The 15,240-nt window shown below is 68.6% G+C and carries 15 protein-coding genes and 1 pseudogene; 4 read left to right on the top strand and 12 right to left on the bottom strand.

Going from position 1 to position 15,240, the window contains the following annotated elements:
- Nucleotides 1–53: 53 nt before the first annotated feature.
- The 9 genes and pseudogenes from G7071_RS09180 to G7071_RS09145 all read right to left on the bottom strand — a co-directional run bounded on the left by G7071_RS09180 (nt 54) and on the right by G7071_RS09145 (nt 9,035).
- Complete coding sequence (locus tag G7071_RS09180; RefSeq protein ID WP_166317717.1) at nt 54–842, bottom strand: ABC transporter ATP-binding protein; 789 nt, start codon at nt 840–842, stop codon at nt 54–56.
- Entirely contained in the window at nt 842–1,777 is a 936-nt protein-coding gene (locus tag G7071_RS09175) for an ABC transporter permease (RefSeq protein WP_166317714.1), read from the bottom strand. The genes G7071_RS09180 and G7071_RS09175 overlap by 1 nt, the downstream gene beginning before the upstream one ends.
- Complete coding sequence (locus G7071_RS09170; RefSeq protein ID WP_166317711.1) at nt 1,774–3,798, bottom strand: glycosyltransferase; 2,025 nt, start codon at nt 3,796–3,798, stop codon at nt 1,774–1,776. Before G7071_RS09170 ends, G7071_RS09175 begins: the two co-directional genes overlap by 4 nt.
- Nucleotides 3,795–5,009: a UDP-galactopyranose mutase gene (gene glf, locus G7071_RS09165; protein WP_166317708.1), complete on the bottom strand. Its 1,215-nt coding sequence runs from the start codon at nt 5,007–5,009 to the stop codon at nt 3,795–3,797. The genes G7071_RS09170 and glf overlap by 4 nt, the downstream gene beginning before the upstream one ends.
- Nucleotides 5,010–5,110: 101 nt before the next feature.
- Nucleotides 5,111–5,563 carry a glycosyltransferase family protein gene (locus tag G7071_RS19175; protein WP_246210676.1) on the bottom strand — a complete coding sequence of 151 codons (453 nt, stop codon included), beginning with the start codon at nt 5,561–5,563 and terminating at the stop codon, nt 5,111–5,113.
- Between the two features lie 122 nt (nt 5,564–5,685).
- Nucleotides 5,686–5,889: pseudogene (locus G7071_RS19170) on the bottom strand (glycosyltransferase); the annotation flags it as partial.
- A gap of 71 nt (nt 5,890–5,960) precedes the next feature.
- Entirely contained in the window at nt 5,961–6,896 is a 936-nt protein-coding gene (locus tag G7071_RS09155; RefSeq protein WP_166317705.1) for a glycosyltransferase family 2 protein, read from the bottom strand.
- 36 nt (nt 6,897–6,932) lie between these two features.
- The gene (locus G7071_RS09150; RefSeq protein ID WP_166317702.1) at nt 6,933–8,450 is read right to left on the bottom strand and encodes an LCP family protein; all 1,518 of its coding nucleotides are present in this window, start codon (nt 8,448–8,450) and stop codon (nt 6,933–6,935) included.
- An 81-nt stretch (nt 8,451–8,531) separates the two neighbouring features.
- Nucleotides 8,532–9,035 (bottom strand): acyl-CoA thioesterase, encoded by a 504-nt coding sequence (locus G7071_RS09145; RefSeq protein WP_166317699.1) that lies wholly within the window; start codon nt 9,033–9,035, stop codon nt 8,532–8,534.
- A gap of 274 nt (nt 9,036–9,309) precedes the next feature.
- On the opposite strand from G7071_RS09145, the gene G7071_RS09140 reads away from it, so the two are divergent.
- The 4 genes from G7071_RS09140 (at nt 9,310) to G7071_RS09125 (ending at nt 12,334) form a co-directional block, all read left to right on the top strand.
- On the top strand, nt 9,310–10,260 hold the full coding sequence (locus G7071_RS09140) for an LCP family protein (protein WP_166317696.1): 951 nt from the start codon (nt 9,310–9,312) through the stop codon (nt 10,258–10,260).
- Nucleotides 10,257–11,123 (top strand): crotonase/enoyl-CoA hydratase family protein, encoded by an 867-nt coding sequence (locus tag G7071_RS09135; RefSeq protein WP_166317693.1) that lies wholly within the window; start codon nt 10,257–10,259, stop codon nt 11,121–11,123. Before G7071_RS09140 ends, G7071_RS09135 begins: the two co-directional genes overlap by 4 nt.
- A 120-nt stretch (nt 11,124–11,243) precedes the next feature.
- Nucleotides 11,244–11,951: a PadR family transcriptional regulator gene (locus tag G7071_RS09130; protein WP_166317690.1), complete on the top strand. Its 708-nt coding sequence runs from the start codon at nt 11,244–11,246 to the stop codon at nt 11,949–11,951.
- Entirely contained in the window at nt 11,951–12,334 is a 384-nt protein-coding gene (locus tag G7071_RS09125) for a DUF1707 SHOCT-like domain-containing protein (RefSeq protein WP_166317687.1), read from the top strand. The genes G7071_RS09130 and G7071_RS09125 overlap by 1 nt, the downstream gene beginning before the upstream one ends.
- Nucleotides 12,335–12,340: 6 nt before the next feature.
- On the opposite strand, the gene G7071_RS09120 is transcribed toward G7071_RS09125, so the two are convergent.
- From G7071_RS09120 to G7071_RS09110, 3 genes are read right to left on the bottom strand one after another with little or no spacing between them, the layout of a single operon-like run.
- On the bottom strand, nt 12,341–12,994 hold the full coding sequence (locus tag G7071_RS09120) for a helix-turn-helix transcriptional regulator (protein ID WP_166317684.1): 654 nt from the start codon (nt 12,992–12,994) through the stop codon (nt 12,341–12,343).
- Nucleotides 12,995–13,042: 48 nt separating this feature from the next.
- Nucleotides 13,043–14,209 carry an acyl-CoA dehydrogenase family protein gene (locus tag G7071_RS09115; protein ID WP_166317681.1) on the bottom strand — a complete coding sequence of 389 codons (1,167 nt, stop codon included), beginning with the start codon at nt 14,207–14,209 and terminating at the stop codon, nt 13,043–13,045.
- Nucleotides 14,210–14,219: 10 nt separating this feature from the next.
- Nucleotides 14,220–15,236 (bottom strand): Gfo/Idh/MocA family protein, encoded by a 1,017-nt coding sequence (locus G7071_RS09110; protein WP_166317678.1) that lies wholly within the window; start codon nt 15,234–15,236, stop codon nt 14,220–14,222.
- Between the last annotated feature and the right edge of the window lie 4 nt (nt 15,237–15,240).

The raw sequence follows: 15,240 nt of genomic DNA, 5'->3' as shown, positions 1-15,240 counted from the left end.
GCCGACTCGGCAGGTGCTCAGCGCCGACTCGGCAGGTGCTCCGCGCCGACTCGCTAGATGTCTGCGCCCAGGCCGTCGTCGGTCGAGCCCTTGGCGCCCTTGCCGTTGTCGTCGTCATCGTCGTCGTAGTGCAGGAACCGGATGCCCTCGTCGACGTCGCCGTCGTAGGCCAGCTTGCCGTGGTCGAGGATCAGGACCCGGCTGCAGAGGCTGCGGACCGAGCCGGGCGCGTGGGAGACGTAGAACATCGTCACGCCCGACTTCACGATCTCGTCCATGCGCTTGCGGCACTTGCGCTTGAAGGGCCGGTCGCCCACGGCCAGCGCCTCGTCGGCGATGAAGATGTCGGCGTCGACGTTGATCGCGACCGCGAAGCCGAGCCGGGCCTTCATGCCTGAGCTGTAGTAGGCGACCTCGGTGTCGAGGAACTTGCCGAGGTCGGCGAAGTCGACGATCTCGTCGAACTTCTTCTGCGTCTCCGCCTTGGACATGCCCAGGATCGCGGCGTTGAGATAGAGGTTGTCGCGGCCCGAGAGCTGCGGGTCGAAGCCGGCGCCCGTCGCGATCAGGCCCGCGATGCGTCCCCGCGTCAGCACCGACCCCGAGTCGGGACGCATGACGCCGCTGACGAGCTTGAGCAGGGTGGACTTGCCTGAGCCGTTGAGGCCCATCAGACCGATCGACTCCCCCTCCTGCACGGAGAAGGTCACGTCATCGACGGCGTTGAAGACGTCATGGGTCTTGCGGCCCGTGGCCTTGGCGATCGCAATCTGCTTCAGCGAGCGCTGGTAGGACATCGTGAACGACTTGGTGGCGTTGTCCACCTTGATCATGGTGGTCATCAGAGCCGCTCCGGGACGCGCGACTCGAGGCGCGCGAAGAGTCGCTGGGCCAGCACTACGCACACCATGGCGATTCCGGTCATGATCAGCCCACGGGTGAAGAGGTGATCGGGCAGGTGGACCGCCTCGGTGGCGCTGGGGTCCGTCGTCGTCCCCGTCCAGAAGCCACGTTGGATCAGCAGCACGGCCTCGGCCATGGGGTTGAAGAGGTAGTAGCTGGCGATCGGCTCACCGAACCGGTCCTGGACCATCGTGAACGGGTACATCATCGGGACGCTGAACGTGACGAACTGCGTCAGGGTCTGGGCCACCTTGCCGAAGTCGCGCATGAAGACGTTGGCCACACTGAAGACGAGGCCCAGCGAAAGCCCAAGCAGTGCCGTCAACAGGACTCCGAGGATCGCGGCGGCCAGACCGACGAGGTCGGGCCTCCAGCCCAGCAGGACGCACACGAACACCAGGATCAGGAGCATGGGCACGGTGTGCCAGGCCGCCACCAGCATCCGCGAGACCGGGAACATCTCGCGCGGCACCGGCAGCTTGGTGATCAGCGACCGGTTCTGGATCAGCGACTGGGTGCCACCGTTGAAGGTCTCGGTGAAGAAGTGCACGATGACCATGCCGGAGAAGAGGTGGACGGCGAAGTTCTCCATTTCGTCGCCGCCGCGCCCGATCATCACCTGGAACAGGAAGTAGAACAGGCAGAACCGGATGGCCGGCTGGATGTAGCTCCACACCCAGCCCAGCACCGTGCCCTGGTAGCGCGACTGGATCGTGTTGCGCACCAGCATCCGCAGCAGGTAGCGCCGGCGCACGACCTCGCGCAGGCCGGCACTGGAGGGAGCGACCAGGGGCAGCGCCTCCAGCTCCTCGGGGGTGCTGCGTCGGACCACTGTCGAGCCGGTCGATCCCTGCTGCTCGGCAGGCTCCGTCATCGAGGCTCGCTCGAGGTGTCCGACTCGTGCAGCCAGGGCTCGAACGTCTTCTCCCACGCCTCGGGCGAGGTGATCTCGGGCAGGGCCGCGCGGTACTGCTCGGCCAGGCGCGGCCACTCGCGGCTGAAGCGGCGGTGGATCTCGATCGTCCGCTTGAGCAGGTCGCGGTAGAGCTCGGGGTCACGCTTGTAGAGCGCAGCCGACGAACCGTCGTTCATCGACACGACCACCGAGTCATATTTCACGAGGTTGAACCACGCCGCGTCCATCGCCGGCAGCTCGGCCTCGGGGAACTCCCGAGACAGCGGCCGCAGCGGCCGCAGCTGGCGGATGGGAGCCAGTCCGGCGGCGACCAGGGTGCCGATCCGGCTCGGGATCTCGATGTCGCTCTTGCCCTTCTTCGGCGGCTTCTTGCGGCGCACCGGCGGGAAGTCCTCGCGGTCGGCGTGCAGCTGCGCGTCGCTGAACTGCTTGCGGAAGGCGTTGATCTCGCTGAGCTTCGTCGGCAGCTCGCTGTGCAGCGTCTGCGGACCCGCGAGGATGTCCTCGAGGGCGAGGTGGCGCAGCTCGGCGGTGGAGTACTGCAAGGACGCCAGGTGCTTGATCTGGTGGTTGAGGCTCTCGCGCACCATCCGTCCACCACGGGGGTATGGCGAGTGGAGCAGCGCCGCGATGAAGCGGTTGCGCTGGTGGAAGTAGGACTGCCAGTCGACGCCGTCGTTCTTGTCGGTCCACGGCACGTGCCACACGGCCGCACCGGGGAAGGTGACGGTCGGGAACCCGGCCTCCTTGGCGCGGAGGCCGAACTCGGAGTCGTCCCACTTGATGAACAGGGGCAGCGACAGTCCGATCTGCTCCAGCACGGGGCGCGGGATCAGGCACATGAACCAGCCGTTGAAGTCCACGTCGGCACGCTTGTGCATCCACCGGGACGAGCGCAGGTTGCGCGCCGCCAGGTCCCAGTCGCTGTAGCCGTCGAGGCGGGTCTGCCACCAGAAGCGCCACGGCTGGACGATCTCGCCGAAGGAGTGGAGGCGCGAGCGGGAGTAGATCGAGAACATGTGGCCACCGACGATGGTCGGCCGCTTCGCGAGGTCGCCGAACGTGACGGCGCGCACGACGCCCTCCGGCTCGCAGACCACGTCGTCGTCCATCATCAGGGCGTACGTCGCCGTACCCTTGCGCACCGATTCGAGCTGCCCGCGGGCATAGCCGCCCGAGCCGCCGAGGTTGCCCTGGACGATCACGCGCAACCGCTCGCCCAGGAGGTCCTCGGCCTCGCCGAAGAACTCCGACTCGGTGACCGGCTGGGAGCCCTGCTCCATCACGAAGACCGTGTCGAGATAGGGACGCAGGGTCTCGTCCTCACCCAGCTGGCCCAGCAGCTTGGCGCAGAAGTCGGGGCGGTTCATCGTGGTGATGCAGATGTCGACGCTGCCGTGCTCGGCCCGGTCCTGCGGCACCTGGGCGGTCCACTCGCCCGACTCCACGACCGCGTCCTCGTCACCGGCGACGACGTCGTACCAGTACCAGCCGCCGTCGACGAAAGGGATGAGCGTCAGGTCGAACTCGAAGGTCCCGGAGTCACCCTCGACGGTGCCGGAGTCGACCCGCTGGGAGTGACCCGCGGCCATCGACTTGTAGACGGTCACGCTGGCGCCGCGGCCCTTGAGCGTGACAGTCAGCCGGACCTTGTCCACGATGGTCCAGCGCCGCCAGTAGGAGGCGGGGAAGGCGTTGAAGTAGCTGCCGAAGGAGAGCTGCTGGCCCTGGGGGATGCGCAGGGCGGTCCGCGACAGGATCTGGTCGGGGTGCAGCTTGCGTCCGGTCGACGTCGACTGCCGGATCGCCGCGTTGTTGAGGTCCTTGGCGGCCTTGCTGCCGCCGACCTCGTGCCGGGAGGTGTCGAGCTTGGCCTCCTCGAGGTCGACGTAGAGCGCGAACACGTCGGTGTCCTTGTCGATCGGCAGGATCTGCCGCTGGAGCAGGCGCGTCACGGTCTCCGTGGTCTGCTGGCTCATTCGTCCACTCCTCCGCTCGTGAGCGGCACTCCGTCGGCGAAGTGCGGCTTGAGCTTGTTGTCGTACATCGACAGGGCGGACCCGATGGCCATGTGCATGTCGAGGTACTTGTAGGTGCCGAGACGGCCGCCGAAGAGGACCAGCGGCTCCTTCTTGGCCAGGTCGCGATACTTCAGCAGCTTCGCCCGGTCCTCGGCGGTGTTGATCGGGTAGTAGGGCTCGTCGTCGTCCTCGGCGAACCGCGAGTATTCGTGCACCACGATCGACTTGCCGGGCAGGTAGGTGCGCTCGGGGTGCAGGTGCTTGAACTCCAGCACCCGCGTCCACGGGACGTCCTGGTCGTTGGCGTTGACCACGCCGGTGCCCTGGTAGTCGTCGACGTCGACCGTCTCCTGCTCGAGGTCCACGGTCCGCCACGACAGCCGGCCCTCGCAGTTGTCGAAGTATTCGTCCACCGGGCCGGTGTAGACGACCGGCACCAAGCCCTTGAACTCGTCCTGGACGTCGAACCAGTCGGTGTCGACGCGGACCTCGATGTTGGGGTGGTCGGCCATCCGGGTCAGCCACGCGGTGTAGCCGTCGACGGGCAGGCCCTCGTAGGTGTCGTTGAAGTAGCGGTTGTCGAAGGTGTAGCGGACCGGGAGGCGCGTGATGATGTCGGCGCTCAGCTCCTTGGGGTCGGTCTGCCACTGCTTGGCGGTGTAGCCCTTGACGAAGGCCTCGTAGAGCGGTCGCCCGATCAGGCTGATCGCCTTCTCCTCGAGGTTGGTGGCGTCCTCGGTGGCGATCTCGCTGGACTGCTCGGCGATCAGCGCACGCGCCTCGTCGGGGGTGTGGGCCTTGCCGAAGAACTGGTTGATCAGCGCCAGGTTCATCGGGAACGAGTAGACCTGCCCCTGGTACTTCGCGAACACCCGGTGCTGGTAGTTGGTGAAGTCGGTGAACCGGTTGACGTAGTCCCAGACCCGCTTGTTGGAGGTGTGGAAGAGGTGGGTGCCGTACTTGTGCACCTCGATCCCCGTCTCCTCGTCGATCTCGCTGTAGGCGTTGCCACCGAGGTGGTAGCGACGCTCGATGACGAGGACCTTGAGGCCGAGCTCGGTGGCGCAGCGTTCGGCGACGGTGAGGCCGAAGAAACCTGAGCCGACGACGACGAGGTCGGGGCGGTCCTGGTCGGCGTGGTCAGCGTGGTCGGGTGAGCCCTGGGACAAGGGGATGACTCCTGTTGGGTCGAAGGCGAGCCGAGTCTAGCGAGGCGGAGCGGCCGAGCTCGTCAGGTGGCGCATCCCCCGCGCCGAGGCAATGGCACGGATCACGTTGCAGGCCTCCCCCGTCCGCCCCGCAGCGGGCTCAGGAGCACCACCACGAGCGCGATCAGCCAGGGCTTGAGCCGGACGAGGACGTTCTCGCCGTAGCGGAAGTGCACGACGAACAGGTTGCGGAACATGTAGAAGCCCTTCCAGCCAGCCAGGTCGTGCTGCTGGTTGAAGTCGAGCTGACGCACCAGGCGGGCGTCACGCACCGCCCAGATCCGATAGCCGGCACGCCGCGCGCGGATGGCGAAGTCGACGTCGTCGTAGAAGATGAAGAAGGAGGGGTCGGGGAAGCCGATCCGGGAGATCACCTCGCGGCGAACCATGAACCCCTCGAAGGCGACGTTCTCGATCTCGACCCGCTCGGGCAGGTCCTCGCGGGCGGCGTACGTCGAGTCGACGCTCGCCGTCTTGGGCCGGATCGCCAGCGGGTTGGCCAGGTCGAAGCGCACCGCGGCCTTCTCGACCAGGCCCCCTCGAGGTCCTCGCGGACCGCCATCAGGCACGCCTCGTCGGTGGCCATCAGCACAGCCAGGCAGGTGGGGTCGGGCACCACGTCGTCGTCCATCAACCAGATGCGGTCCCACCCAGCGTCGTACGCCGCCCGCATCCCCACGTGGAATCCGCCCGCTCCTCCGAGGTTGCTCTCGGTGGTCGTGACGTGGAGGGCCAGGTCGGTTCGCGCCGAGAGCACCTCGCGCGTGTGGTCGGTGCTGTGGTTGTCGACCACGATGACGGCGTCGGGCGGGTGGGTCTGGGCCGCGAGGCCGTCGAGCATGCGGGCCAGCAGGTCTGCCCGGTTGAAGGTCACGATGACCACCGCGACCGTCTCACTCAGCTCCGGACCGCTCATGCCAGGAACCTCTCGTGCCCGTCGAACTCCCCCGCCAGGCCGTCGGCCATCGCCCTGGCGCTGAGGCGCAGCCGGGCGAGGCTGGGGCGCGTGATGCTGTAGAACCACAGCGTCTTGACCACGAAGGCCAGGGCGTGGAGCGGACCCCGGTAGTCGCGCAGGTTGACCAGGTTGTTGCGGGCCATGCAGTAGTGCTTGAGGTCGCTGGGGCTGTGGTTGTAGGTGGTGCGGCCCCACATCATCGGCTTGCCGAGCTCCCCGACGCTCGGGTGCAGCACCACCGCGTCGGTGACCGTCGCGACTCGCGCCCCGGCCTCACGCGCCCGCCAGAGATATTCGACGTCGTCGCCCCAGATGAAGAACTCCTCGCGGGGCAGACCGATCCGGTCGACGAGCTCGGCTGTGACCAGCACGCCGTTGAAGGGGATGACGATGTCGCGGAGCACTCCCTCGACCGACCGGTCCCGGGCCTGCTGGAGGCTCTGGACGACCTTGGCCCGGCCGGGCAGCCTGATCGGGAAGACCAGCCGGTCGGGATCGGCCTCGTCCACCACCAGCGGTCCCCAGAAGTCGTAGTCGTGGGCCAGCAGGAGCTGGAGGCAGTCATGCTCCGGCAACCCGTCGTCGTCCATCAGCCACACGAGGTCGGCACCCCGGTCGATAGCCCAGGCGAGTCCGTCGTGGAACCCGCCTGCGCCACCCCGGTTCTGATCGAGGGTGCGAGCCAGCAACGGGGTCTCCCCCGTCGTCGGGGTCGCTGCGAGCCAGGCGCCGGTGCCGTCGGTGGAGGCGTTGTCGAGGACCAGCACCTCGTGGATCCCGGCCACCTCGCCGAGCCGTTCGAGCAGTCGCTGCAGCAGCGGAAGACGGTTGAAGGTCACCACGACCGCGATCGTGCGGCGGTCGGGGCGTCCGTCGTGGCCGTGGGTCACGGCGCCCACCCTAGGTCCACGACCGGCACCGGGTGATCAGCAGGCCGATCCCAGGTCGTCGGCCTGGTTGGCGGCGTAGCCCTCCTTGAGCGATCCGATCGAGCCGCCTGTGACCGACGGCGGCGGGACGGGCTCGCTGGTCGGCGTTGGATCGGGCGTCGGCGAGCCGTCACCTTCCGGCTCGGCCGGCGCCTGGGTTGCCAGGACGCTGGTCGGCTTCTCGCCCTCGGCGCGGTCGATCGCCGCAGCCACCATGGAGTGGACCACGTCGATGTCCGGGTCGGCGGTCACGACCTTGGGGGGCACCAGGCTGACGGTGCCGATCTTCTGCGACTTGGCCTTGACCGCCAGGTCGAGGAAGGTGTCGACCTCGCTCTGGGGGACGTTGGTCGAGATCATCTCGGACGAGGCGGCGGCTATCTCGGAGAAGTTGCTCAACGCATCCTGGGGGCTGATCTGCTGCAGCATCGCGTTCATGACGCACTTCTGGCGCGCCATCCGCGAATAGTCGTCCGAGCCGTCGCGCGCGCGGGCGAACCACAAGGTGTCCATGCCGTTGAGCTTGCGGGTGCCCGGCTCGATGAAGCGATAGAAGTCGTCGTGCGGCAGGCCGACCGGGATCGGGTCGCGGACGGTCAGGGTGACGCCACCGACCGCGTCCACGAGACTGCGGAAGCCGGCGAGGTTGACCATGGACCAGTAGTTGATCTCCAGCCCCGTGATGCCCTCGACCGCCATCTCGGTGGCGTCGACGCCCGGGGTCTTGGACCCCTTGAACAGCTCAGGGTGGTCCTGGGCCCAGGTCGAGACCCCGTTGAGATAGCAGTCGGGGCAGTTGAAGCCGTTCGGGAACTTCTTGGCCATGACCGACCCCTCGGCGAACGGGAAGTTGGCCATGTTGCGCGGCAGCCCGACGAGGACTGTCTTCCCGGTCCGGGCGTCGATGCTGGCGACCGTCAGGGAGTCGGGCCGCAGGCCCCAGCGCCCAGCCCCGGAGTCGCCGCCGAGGAGCAACACGTTGAACCGGCCGTCGGAGGCCCCGACGACCTCACCGTCCCCGAACATCGTGATCATGAACTGGCGTTGCACCCCCACCATGTGGGCGCCGAACAGCAGCGTGCCTGCGACCGAGAAGCACAGCAGGCCGTTGACCCCCACCACGGCCAGGCGCTGCCGCTGGTGCAGTCCCATCGGCTGTCCCAGTCGCCACGCGTCCAGGAACAGCAGGGCCCAACCGACGGCCAGGGCCATCAGCAGCAGGCGAAGCAGCCCGAGCAGCGCCGTGTTGGACACCGCCCAGAACGCGAAGCCGTGGAAGAACCAGGAGACCCCCATCGAGACGAGGGTGAGAACGAGCAGACCGATCCAGACGCGCATCGCGATCCGGCCGACCCGGCGGTTGCCCGCCACCAGCTGTGCCGAACCCGGGACGAGCACGGTCATGACCATCAGCGCGACGGCGCGACGGAAGCGAACTCGTTGGGCGCGGTCGAGGGTGGTGAACCTCGTGACCGGCGACCCGGGCGGGAGCCCTGGTGTCGAGCTGGGCGGCATCGGGGGTGCCTCTCTTGCTGGGGGAAGTCAGCCCGACCAGTATCACCAGTCACACCCGTCACACGCTGGTGCGACGCGCCGCTATTCGCGCCCCTGGTCGATCTCCATCTTGCGCGCGAGCCGGTGAGCGCGCCGGATCTGGGCCTCCCGCTCTCGGCGGACCTCGGTGGGTGTCTCGGTGATCAGCTCCGGCACCTGCCGTGACGAACCGTCGTCGTCCACGGCGACGAAGACGAAATAGGCACTCGCGACGTGGACCGGCTCGTCGGTGGCGTTGCCGAACGGCTGCGCCTCGACCCGGACCCCGATCTCCATGGAGGAACGACCCGCCCAGTTGACCTGCGCGTAGGTCTTGACGATGTCACCGACGTGCACCGGGCGCAGGAAGCTCATCTCGTCCATCGCCGCCGTGACCGCGGGGCCGTCGCTGTGCCGGAAGGCCACGGCCCCTGCCGTGGAGTCGGCCAGCTTCATGATCTCGCCACCGTGGACGTTGCCGAGGATGTTGGCGTGCGCCGATCCGACCGCGATCGCGAGCGAGACCCGGGAGAAGGACACCGGACGCGGGGTGAGCGCTGCACTCATGGCCGCACGGTAGCGTCACGGCCATGGCAGATCGTCCCAAGGGGCCGGGCGGCCCCGACGAGGGAACCCCGGAATACAACTGGCTCTACGGCTCGGGCGGATCCTCCTCCGACGACGCCACCCGGATGGTGCCGACCCAGAACGGCCCCGAGGAGACGCGGGTCATGCCCGCCCAGCCCGCAGCTCCCTCGTCGCCGCGCCGACCGCGTAGCCAGCAGCGGCCGGCTCCGAGCGCACCCCCAGCGGCTCCCCCGCGAGGTCACGGTCGCGGCGGTTGCCGCGGTTCCGCTTCGGCATCATCAAGCTGGTGCTGCTCGCGTGGGTGGTCTTCATGGTGGCCGTGCCGCTGTGGGCATGGTCGAAGGTCGACAAAGTGGACGCGATGCCCCCCGGGGAGCGCCCCGGCGACCAGCCCGGCAACACCTACCTCATTGTCGGCTCCGACTCTCGCGACGACCTCTCGCAAGCCGAGCGCAAGCAGCTCGGCACCGGCGGGGCGGTGGGTCAGCGCACCGACACGATCATGCTGCTCCACACCGGTTCCGGGCCCAACCTGCTGATGTCCATTCCCCGCGACTCGATCGTCGAGATCCCTGAACACGGCACCACCAAGGTCAACGCGGCCTACGCCTTCGGCGGCGCCAAGCTTCTGATCAAGACCTTGGAGAACGAGACCGGGATCCGCATCGACGACTACATCGAAGTGGGCTTCGGCGGCTTCGTCGGCATGGTCGACGCCGTCGGCGGGGTGGAGATCTGCCCCAAGGCGGCCATGGAGGACCCCTTGGCCAACCTCGACGTACCTAAGGGCTGCCAGGAGGCCGATGGCCAGACGGCGCTCGGCTATGCCCGATCGCGCAAGACCTACTCCCAGCTCGGCGACATCGACCGGGCCCGCGCCCAGCGCGAGGTCGTCTCGGCCATCGGCAGCAAGGCACTGTCACCCTGGACGTTCGTCAACCCGGTCCGCTACTTCCGGTTGAGCAGTTCATCCGCAGAGTCGTTCTCGGTCAGCGAGGGCACGAGCCCGATCTCGCTGGGTCGGTTCGCGTTTGCCATGACGCGCGTCGACGGGGAGAACGGGTTGACGTGCGGCGTCCCGATCAGGGACACGGCCGTCAACTGGGACGAGGAGCGGTCCGAGGCCCTCTTCGCCCTCATCCGGGACGACGACACCGCCTCGATCCCCGACCGCCTGTGCACCCCTAGCGGCCTGCCCAAGTGAACTTCGAGACGCTGGTCGTCGAGACCGACGCCGACGGCGTGACCCTGCTGACCCTGTCGCGGCCCGAAGCACTGAACGCCTTCTCGGTGACGATGGCCTACGAGCTCGAGAGCTTCTTCCACTACGCCGCACACGACGACGCGATCAGGGCGATCGTCGTGACCGGTGCGGGCCGGGCGTTCTGCGCCGGGATGGACCTCTCGGCGGACGGCAACGTCTTCGGCCTCGACGAGTCACTCTCCCCGGCCCCAGAGGAACTGCGTCGCCACCTGGCCGAGGAGCCCTACCAGTCCGGGGTGCGCGACACCGGCGGCAAGGTCGCGCTCGCGATCCACGCCTGCCCCAAGCCGGTCATCGCTGCGATCAACGGCGCCGCCGTCGGCGTCGGCGCCACGATGACGGTCGCGATGGACCTTCGACTGGCGTCGACCAAGGCCCGTATCGGTTTCGTCTTCGGGCGCCTCGGCATCGTTCCGGAGGCGTGCTCGACGTGGTTCCTGCCGCGGATCGTCGGCACCCAGCAAGCGCTGGAGTGGCTCTACTCGGCTGACATCCTCACGCCCGAGGCCGCCCTCGAGGGCCGGCTGGTGCGTTCGGTCCATGAGCCCGAGGAACTGGTGCCGGCAGCCCTCGAGCTGGCCCGATCCTTCGTGGTCGGCCGCTCATCGGCAGCACTCGCCCTGACCAAGCAGCTGATCCATGCCGGGACGGCCGCACCACACCCGCTGGACGCCCACGTCGCCGAGTCGATCGCGATGCACTACACGTCGATCAACGACGGCAAGGAAGGTGTCGCCGCGATGCGCGAGAAGCGCTCGCCCTCCTTCACCGGCCGCGCCTCGCAGCTGCCACGGATCTTCTAGACCGCTCCTCGGGGTCGAGTCCCCCGGATGACCTCTTGATCCGGCCGTGGCTTCGTGCCTACTATCGCGATATATCGCAATAGTTCGACGATATGTCGACCGAACCTTCAGGAGACCGGCATGGGACGCAACAACACCCCGTGGGAGCAACGCTTCCAGCAGCATGGCAACTGGCAGAGCAGCTGGGCGGGCTGGGAGGGCGGCCAGCGTGGGCGCCGTCACGGTGGCGGAGGGCCCGGCGGCCCGCCGCCGTGGGTGCAGGGCCTGATCGGGTGGGCAGTCCCTGGCGCGACCAGCGAGGGCCCGGGGCCGCGGGCCCGGCGCGGTGACGTCCGCCTGGCGATCCTGTCGGTCCTCGGTGGCGCCGCTCAACGCGAGGAGCCCTTGAACGGCTACCAGGTGATCCAGCAGATCGCCGAGCGCAGCGAGGGCGCGTGGCGTCCGAGCCCCGGGTCGGTCTATCCCACGATCCAGCAGCTCCAGGACGAGGGGCTCGTCGAGGCTGACGACGATCGGGGCCGCAAGACACTGAGGCTCACCGACGACGGCACGGCGTACGTCGCCGACAACTCGCGCGAGCTGGAGGCGATCTGGGCTCCCTTCGCACGCGCCACCGCGCGGGCCACGACCGGCACCTCCGGCGACCTCAAGTCCGAGATCGGGCAGATGATGAGCGCCGTGTGGCAGATCGTGACGCAGGGCTCGGACCTGCAGCGTCAAGCCGCGATCGGCGTCCTTGTCGACACCCGCAAGGCGCTGTACGGGATCTTGGCGGACGGCGCCCGGCCCAAGGAACGTGACGCGGAGATCGACGACGGAGACCTGTGATGGACCCTCGCATCGGCAACGCTGAGCGGGAGACTGCGACGGGACTCCTCGGGGAGCACTACGCCGCGGGCCGTCTCGACCACGAGGAGTACGACGAGCGGTTGGATGCCATCTGGTCAGCGCGCACGGCCGCCGACCTGGAACAGCTGTTCTGGGACCTCCCGCGGCCTGTCTCCGCCTCGCCCGCCCGAACGACTCGGACCCCGCGACGTCGCGGTCCGGGCGTCTCTCCGCTCCTGCTCGTCGCGGTCGTCGTCGCGTTCGCCGTGGTCCTCGAGGCGCCCTGGCTCGTGCTCGTCGGGGCGGCCTGGCTCTTCCTCGCCCGGCCCGGTCGTGCACGCGCGCACGCCTGGCACGGCGGACGCGGTCACGGCTGTCGCTGACCGGGACTAGGCAGTCAGACCGGCAGCCTCGGCGCGGGCCGGCTGGGCGAGATAGCCGCGGCGTACACCCCACAGCACTGCTTGCGTGCGCGAGGTGACCCCCATCTTGCGATAGGCGCTGCGGATGTAGGACTTCACCGAGTTGATGCTGATGCACCCCTGCTCGGCGATGGACTGGTTGTCATAACCCTGGGTGATCATCGCGATCACCTGCGCCTCCCGGGGAGTCAACGCTTCCACCATGCGGGGAGCGCTGGCAGGGCGACGCTCGTCACCGAGGTCCACCACAGGCCGACCGTGGTGGATCGACTCGAGGGCGGCCACCAACCGGGCTGCGGGCAGCTGCTTGGACAGCACGCCGCTCGCTCCGTTGCCGAGGGCCATCTCGACCAGGTCGGGCCGCGCGTTCCACGTCCAGGTGACCAGCTGACCGTCGTGGACCACGACGGGCGCATTGGCGACAGGAGGGGCTTCGGCGCCTGCGAAGGTGTCGTGCAGGGTCACGTCGGCCCCAGACGCCGGCTGGCCCCCGGGAGATGCGAGCAGCTCGATGCGGTGCGCGTACGGCGCCAGCATCACCGCCAGCCCGGCGGTGGCCAGCTCGGACTCGTGGGCAGTCGTGACGCGGAGGGCGCGACGTCGGTGGGGGATCGCAGTCATGGCCACCCCGTACCCCTCCGGGTGTGATGCATGCGGCGACGGTGAAGATCAGATTTGTGACTGGACCCCGGCCAGCAGCTGACGCGCCATCACGATCCGCTGGACCTGGTTGGTGCCCTCGTAGATCTGGGTGATCTTGGCGTCGCGCATCATCCGCTCGACGGGGTAGTCGCGGGTGTAGCCGTAGCCACCGAGCACCTGCACGGCGTTGACGGTCACCTCCATCGCGACGTCGGAGGCGAAGCACTTGGCGGCCGCGCCGAAGAAGGTCAGGTCCTTGTCGCCGCGCTCGGACCGGCCGGCGGCGGCATAGGTCATCTGGCGCGCGGCCTCGACCTTCATGCCCATGTCGGCCAGCATGAACTGCAGGCCCTGGAAGTCGGCGATCGACTTCCCGAACTGCTGGCGCTCCTTGGCATAGCCCAACGCATAGTCCAGCGCGCCCTGCGCGACCCCCACAGCCTGGGCCGCGATCGTGACGCGGGTGTGGTCGAGAGTCTGCATCGCGGTCGCGAAACCACTGCCGACCTCGCCGATGCGCCGGTCGTCACTGATCCTGACCTTGTCGAGATAGACCTCGCGCGTCGGCGAGCCCTTGATGCCCAGCTTCTTCTCCGGCGCGCCGAAGGAGACGCCCTCGTCCGACTTCTCCACCACGAAGGCAGAGATCCCGCCCCGGGTCTTCTTCTCGGGGTCGGTCACGGCCATGACGGTGTAGAACTCCGACTCGCCGGCATTGGTGATCCAGCGCTTGACGCCGTCCAGCACCCAGTCGTCGCCGTCGCGCACGGCACGGGTCTTCATGCCACCGGCGTCCGAGCCGGCGTCCGGCTCGGAGAGGCAGTAGGAGAAGCCACCCTCACCGCGTGCCAGCGCGCCGAGATACTTGGTCTTGAGCTCCTCGGACCCAGCGATCTGCACCGGCAGCGAGCCGAGCTTGTTGACCGCCGGGATCAGGCTCGAGCTCACGCACGCACGAGCCACCTCCTCGATCACGATGACGGTGGCGAGGGCGTCGGCACCTGCGCCGCCGTACTGCTCGGGCACGTGGGGGGCGTGGAAGTCTGCGGCCAGCAGGGCGTCAGCCGCTTCCTGCGGATAGCGGGCCTCCTCGTCCACCGCTGCCGCATGAGGTGCGACCTTCGCGTCGCAGATCGCGCGCACCGCTTCGCGGATCGCCTGGTGCTCCTCGGGCAGGGAGTAGAAGTCGCTCATGGCGCTGATCCTACTCGTGGGTAACCCCGGTGACGCATCGTGGTTTCTCCGACGACCCGCTGTCCACACGCGTGGTGCCGAGCTGGGTCAGTGTCTCCTCCATCACCCACTGCACGTCGAGGGTGTCGGCGAGCGGCATCGTGGGTGACTCGGTGAGACCCGCGGTCAGGCAGCGCGTGACCTCGTCGATCTCGTGGACGTAGCCGCGGCCACGCACCGGGCACTCGAGCATCTCCGCGCCTCCGCCGTTGCGACGCACGACCAGCTGGGTCGGGTGGTGGAAGCGCGGGGCGATCTCGATCGAGCCCCCGGTGCCCCACAGCACCGCGCGGCCGGGCGACTCGGTGGACAGCGCGAAGACCAGGGACGCGGCGCGCCCGTCGGCGTAGTGCAGCGTGACAACGGCGCTGGCGTCAGCCCCGTTGGGGTAGAGGCTCCCGCTGGCGACGACCTTGTCGGGGGTGCCGAGGAAGTGCTGGGCCATGGAGATCGGGTAGACCCCGAGGTCCAGGGTCGCGCCGCCGCCGAGCTCGATCGCGAACAGCCGCGACGCCGGGTCGTAGGCCCGATACGCACCGAGGTCGGCCTGGAGGGCGAACGGATCGCCGATCGCTCCCTCCGCGACGAGCCGCCTGGCCTCGACCACGGCCGGCTGGAAGCGAGTCCACATCGCCTCCATGCAGAAGACCCCTCGCGAGCGAGCGAGCTCGACCACCTCGCGGGTGTGGGCCAAGGACGCGGTGAAGGCCTTCTCCACCACGACGGCCTTGCCGGCCTCGATGGCCGCCATCGCCAACGCGTGGTGCTGGGCGTGCGGGGTGGCGACGTAGACGACGTCGACGTCCGAGCGCAGCAGGTCGTCGATGGTGCCGACGTCCGCGATCTCGTATGGCGCGGCGAACTCGCGGGCCCGATCGGGCGTCCGGCTGCCGATCCTCACGACCTCCGCCCCGTCGGCAAGCGCGAAGTCGGGGAGGATCGCCGCGGCCATCGACCCGGTGCCGGCGATGCCCCATCGCGTGGTCATGGGC

Source organism: Nocardioides piscis, from assembly GCF_011300215.1.
Taxonomy (GTDB): domain Bacteria; phylum Actinomycetota; class Actinomycetes; order Propionibacteriales; family Nocardioidaceae; genus Nocardioides; species Nocardioides piscis.
This window is presented reverse-complemented; position numbering and strand designations above follow the sequence as displayed.

Bases quoted from the DNA above. Each gene is read 5' to 3' on its own strand.
- G7071_RS09125 (WP_166317687.1), top strand. From the start codon at position 11,951: ATGGACCCTCGCATCGGCAACGCTGAGCGGGAGACTGCGACGGGACTC.
- G7071_RS09180 (WP_166317717.1), bottom strand. From the start codon at position 842: ATGACCACCATGATCAAGGTGGACAACGCCACCAAGTCGTTCACGATG.
- G7071_RS09150 (WP_166317702.1), bottom strand. From the start codon at position 8,450: ATGCCGCCCAGCTCGACACCAGGGCTCCCGCCCGGGTCGCCGGTCACG.
- G7071_RS09130 (WP_166317690.1), top strand. From the start codon at position 11,244: ATGGGACGCAACAACACCCCGTGGGAGCAACGCTTCCAGCAGCATGGC.
- G7071_RS09110 (WP_166317678.1), bottom strand. From the start codon at position 15,236: ATGACCACGCGATGGGGCATCGCCGGCACCGGGTCGATGGCCGCGGCG.
- G7071_RS09175 (WP_166317714.1), bottom strand. From the start codon at position 1,777: ATGACGGAGCCTGCCGAGCAGCAGGGATCGACCGGCTCGACAGTGGTC.
- G7071_RS09115 (WP_166317681.1), bottom strand. From the start codon at position 14,209: ATGAGCGACTTCTACTCCCTGCCCGAGGAGCACCAGGCGATCCGCGAA.
- G7071_RS09120 (WP_166317684.1), bottom strand. From the start codon at position 12,994: ATGACTGCGATCCCCCACCGACGTCGCGCCCTCCGCGTCACGACTGCC.
- G7071_RS09145 (WP_166317699.1), bottom strand. From the start codon at position 9,035: ATGAGTGCAGCGCTCACCCCGCGTCCGGTGTCCTTCTCCCGGGTCTCG.
- G7071_RS09170 (WP_166317711.1), bottom strand. From the start codon at position 3,798: ATGAGCCAGCAGACCACGGAGACCGTGACGCGCCTGCTCCAGCGGCAG.